5 protein-coding genes are annotated in these 4,488 nt (G+C 72.7%); all 5 read left to right on the top strand.

All coding sequences use genetic code 11. The features are described 5' to 3' along the window. The coding region (locus HUU95_RS09295; protein WP_174279856.1) for a sensor histidine kinase at positions 1 to 1,963 on the top strand (1,963 nt) is incomplete at its 5' end. A gap of 10 nt (positions 1,964 to 1,973) precedes the next feature. After that, the gene (gene tsaE, locus HUU95_RS09300) at positions 1,974 to 2,444 is read left to right on the top strand and encodes a tRNA (adenosine(37)-N6)-threonylcarbamoyltransferase complex ATPase subunit type 1 TsaE (RefSeq protein ID WP_174279859.1); all 471 of its coding nucleotides are present in this window, start codon (positions 1,974 to 1,976) and stop codon (positions 2,442 to 2,444) included. Continuing rightward, positions 2,441 to 3,436 (top strand): aminoglycoside phosphotransferase family protein, encoded by a 996-nt coding sequence (locus tag HUU95_RS09305; protein ID WP_174279860.1) that lies wholly within the window; start codon positions 2,441 to 2,443, stop codon positions 3,434 to 3,436. Before tsaE ends, HUU95_RS09305 begins: the two co-directional genes overlap by 4 nt. Further along, complete coding sequence (locus tag HUU95_RS09310; RefSeq protein ID WP_174279857.1) at positions 3,433 to 4,203, top strand: nucleotidyltransferase family protein; 771 nt, start codon at positions 3,433 to 3,435, stop codon at positions 4,201 to 4,203. Before HUU95_RS09305 ends, HUU95_RS09310 begins: the two co-directional genes overlap by 4 nt. An 8-nt stretch (positions 4,204 to 4,211) precedes the next feature. After that, a partial coding sequence (locus tag HUU95_RS09315) for a hypothetical protein (protein ID WP_174279858.1) occupies positions 4,212 to 4,488 on the top strand: 277 nt, incomplete at its 3' end.

The following is a 4,488-nucleotide window of genomic DNA, read 5'->3' on the forward strand; positions in this document are numbered from 1 at the left end:
CGCGGGCGCGCCGGCCGGCGCGGCGCCGCACGGGGCGGTCATCGTCTGGGTGTACGACGCGACGGACCGCGAGGAGGAACTCGTGCGTACCGGCAACGAGGCGGAGCGGTTGCACGCCGCCTTCGACGCGCTGGCCGGGCTGATCGAGGCGGCGCCGCTGCCGATGTGGTACCGTGGCGCAGACCTTGCGCTGATGCTTGCGAACACCGCCTATGTGCAGGCGGTGGAGGGCGCCGACGCCGAAGACGTCGTCGCTCGTGGACTGGAGCTGGTCGAGGCGACCGGCGCGGGCGGGCCACTCGCCGGCGCAGCCGCCGCTCGTGACGCCGGCCGGCCGCACGAGCAGGTGATGCCCGCGACGATCGACGGCAAGCGGCGGATGCTGAAGGTCGTGGACGTGCCGCTCGCGACCGGCGGGGTCGCGGGCTATGCGATCGACGTCGAGGAGCTGGAGCAGGCGCGCGCGCGGGTCAAGCGTTTCGCCGATGCGCAGCGCGCGATGCTCGACCGGCTGTCGTCGGGCGTGGCGCAGTTCGGCGCCGATCGCAGCCTGGTGTTCTGCAACCAGCCGTTCCGCCGCCTGTTCGCGATGCGTAGCGAGTGGCTCGCCGATCGGCCCGAGTTCGACCGCGTGCTCGAACGGATGCGCGAGGCCAACCGACTGCCCGAGGTGCGCGACTTTCCCGCGTGGCGAGCGGAGCGGCGTGCATGGTTCTCGGCGACCGGCGGCGCGCGGGATGCGGGACAGGAGGAGCAATGGCACCTGCCGGGCGGCGTCCACCTGCACCTCGTCGCTCAGCCGCTGCCCGATGGCGGGTTGTTGCTGGTGTTCGAGGACCGGACCGAGCAGGTCCAGCTCGCGGGCGCGCGTGACACGCTGCTGCGGGTGCGCACCGCGACGTTCGACAATCTGTTCGAGGCGCTTGGCGTGTTCGCCGCCGACGGCCGGCTCCAGTTGTGGAACAACCGCTTCCGTTCGCTATGGGGCGTCGAGGAGGAGTTCCTGAGCGCGCACCCGCGCGTCGACGTGATCGCCGAGGCGGTGGCGGACCGGCTGGCGACGCCCTCGCGCGCCGTGCTGATCGCCGAGCTCGTCCGCTCCGCCACCGTGGAGCGCCAGCAGCGCGGCGGGCGGGTCGCGTTCGCCGATGGGCGGCACTTCGAGTTCGCCGCGGTGCCGCTGCCCGACGGCAACGCGCTGTTCACGATGCTCGACATCTCCGACAGCCGCCGGATCGAGCAGGCGCTGCGCGACCGCAACGACGCGCTGGAGGACGCGGACCGCGTGAAGACGCAGTTCGTCGCTAACATGAGCTACGAACTGCGTACGCCGCTGACGTCGATCAGCGGTTTCGCGGAGATGCTGCACGGCGGCTATGCCGGCACGCTGAGCGCGCAGGCCGACGGCTATGTGGAAGCGATCCTCGATTCGGTCGAACGGCTCGGCGTGCTGGTCGACGATGTGCTCGACCTGACCGGCGGCATGGACGGCGGCGCGCCGATGGAGCGCGTGGACGTCGACCTCGCCAGCACCGCGCGTGCCGCGGCCGAGACACTGATGCCGTCGGCGCGGCGCCACCGGATCGACTTCGCGGTCGAGATCACCCGATCCACCGGCCGGGTGACCGGCGACCGGCGGCGGCTGAAGGAGGTGATCGAGCATCTGCTGCGCCACGCCGTGGCGGCCAGCGCCGAGGGCGGCCGCGTCCTGCTCCATGCCGACGGCAACGCGACGCAGGCGCGCATCGTGGTCTCGGACGACGGGACCGGCATGGACGCGGACGCGGTGGCGCACGCGTTCGATCGTTTCACCGAACCCGGCATCGCCGCAAGGGGCGAGCGCGCGCTCGGGCTGGGCCTGCCGCTCGCACGCCAGTTCGTCGAGGCGCACGGCGGCACGATCGCGCTGGTGAGCGAGCCGGGGCAGGGCACGTTGGTGACGGTGGAGATCCCCCGGCGATGAGCGGGTGGCGATGATCCTCTCGGACGCGGCGGCCACCGATGCGCTCGGCCGGCGGCTGGCGGCGATGGTCCGGCCGGGGGACGTCATCGCGCTCGACGGACCGCTCGGCGCGGGCAAGACCAGCCTCGCGCGCGGGCTTCTCTCCGCGCTCGGCCTCGCCGGCGAGGCGCCGAGCCCCAGTTTCGCGATCGTCCAGCCCTATGCCCCGCCCGAGACGCGACTGCCGGTGCAGCACGTCGACCTGTACCGGATCGACGATCCCTCCGAGATCGAGGAACTGGGGCTGGACGAGGCGCTGTCCGACGGCGTGCTGCTGGTCGAGTGGCCCGAGCGCGCGGGGCCGGGCCGCTGGCCCGAGGCGATCGTCCTGTCGCTCGCGATCCGCGAGGATGGCGGGCGTGTCTTGACAGCCCGGGTGCCCCCGGCTTGGAAGGATCGATGGCCGCCGACCCGATCCTGTTTGCCGGCGGGTCCGACATGACCCTGCCCGTCGGCGCCCCGGCGTTCCTGGCCGCGCACGGCTGGGGTGGAGCGCAGGTCGCGCCGCTGGCGGGGGATGCGTCGTTCCGGCGCTATTTCCGCGTAACGACCGGCGACCGCCGCGCGGTGCTGATGGACGCGCCTCCCCCGCATGAGGATCCGCGCCCGTTCCTGGCGGTGGCCGGCTGGCTGGCCGACCGCGGCTTTCGCACGCCGGCGATCCATGCCGCCGACCCCGGAGCGGGGCTGGTGCTGCTGGAGGATTTCGGCGATCGGCGGATGCGCGAGGCGATGGACGCCGATCCGGACGCCGCCGCCACCTTGTACGCCGGCGCGATCGACCTGCTGGTGGCGCTTCACGAGCATCCCGCTGGACCGTTCCTCCCCTATGACGCCGCGGTGCTGCACCGCGAGGCGGCGCTGTTCGTCGATTGCTACTGCCCCGCCGTCGGGCTGAGCGTCGATGCCGGAGGTTATCGCGCGGCGTGGGACGCGGTGCTGGCGCCGGCGCTCGTCCCGATGCCGTCGGGCGGGCCGGCGGGCGGGCCGGTGACGGTGCTGCGCGACTATCATGCCGAGAACCTGATGCTGGTCGGGGAGCCGCCGGTGCTGGGCCTGCTCGACTTCCAGGACGCGCTCGCCGGCCACCCGGCCTATGACCTCGTCTCGCTGCTCCAGGATGCGCGCCGCGACGTCGATCCCGGGTTGGAGCGGGCCATGTTCGACCGCTACGTCCGGGCGACCGGCAGGGGCGACGCATTCGCGGATGCCTATCATGTGCTGGGGGCGCAACGGAACGCCAAGATCCTGGGCATCTTCGCGCGGCTGTGGCGACGCGACGGCAAGCCGCGCTATGCCGCGCTATGCCCGCGCGTCTGGGCCTATCTGGAGCGCGACCTGCGCCACGCGGCGCTGGCGCCGGTCGCGCGCTGGTTCGACGACAATCTGCCGTCCGGGCGGCGCGGCGATCCCAGGCTGCTGGGCGAGGGATGACGCGCCCGCTCACCTTGCGCCCCGATCCCGGCGGTACCCATCCGGAGCGCGGCGTGCCGCGCACGGCGATGGTGATGGCGGCCGGGCTGGGCAAGCGGATGCGCCCGCTCACCGCCACCCGCCCCAAGCCGCTGATCGAGGTCGCGGGCAAGCCGTTGATCGACCATGTGCTCGACCGCCTGCGCGCCGCCGGCGTCGGTCGCGTGGTGGTGAACGTCCACTACCTCGCCGATGTGGTCGAGGCGCATCTCGCCGCGCGAGCCGGTGATCTGGACGTCGTCATCTCCGACGAGCGCGGCCAGTTGATGGAGACCGGCGGCGGGCTCGCGCATGCGCTGCCGCTGCTGGGCGAGGCGCCGTTCCTGTGCGTCAACAGCGACAATCTGTGGATCGACGGTCCCGCCGACGCGATCCGGCTGCTCGCCGCGCAGTGGGACGATGTCCGAATGGATGCGCTGCTGCTGATGGTGCCCTATGCGCGCGCCACCAATCACCAGGGCCAGGGCGACTTCCACCTCGATCGCGCCGGGCGTATCATGCGACGGCGCCAGCCGGGGCGCGTGGCGCCGTTCGTCTTCACCGGCGTGCAGATCCTGTCGCCCCGACTGATCGCCGACTGGCCTGCGGGGCCGTTCTCGACCATGGTGTTCTGGGATCGCGCGATCGCCGCTGGCCGTGCGTTCGGCGCGGTGCATCAGGGGCTGTGGTTCGATGTCGGCACGCCGGGCGCGATCCCGCGCACCGAGGCGCTGCTGGCGGAAGGCTGAAGGGTCCGATGGCGCTCGCCCTTTACACCATACCGGCGATCCGCTCGTTCGCCGATGCGCTCGCGGGCGGACTGATCGACCGATACTCCGGTGACGGAGGGCGCGTCGATCGGCTGGGACTTGCGCGCGGGATGGTGCTGCTGCCCAACAACCGCGCGCGCCGCGCCGTGACCGATGCCTTCGTGCGCGCGAGCGGCGGCGGCCTGCTGTTGCCACGGCTGGTCGCGATCGGCGACCCCGAGGCTGCGGAGGGCGTGGGCGCGCTGCTCGATCCCGCCGGCGACG

The organism is Sphingomonas bacterium (genome assembly GCF_903643065.1).
In the GTDB taxonomy this organism is placed as follows: Bacteria; Pseudomonadota; Alphaproteobacteria; order Sphingomonadales; family Sphingomonadaceae; genus Sphingomonas.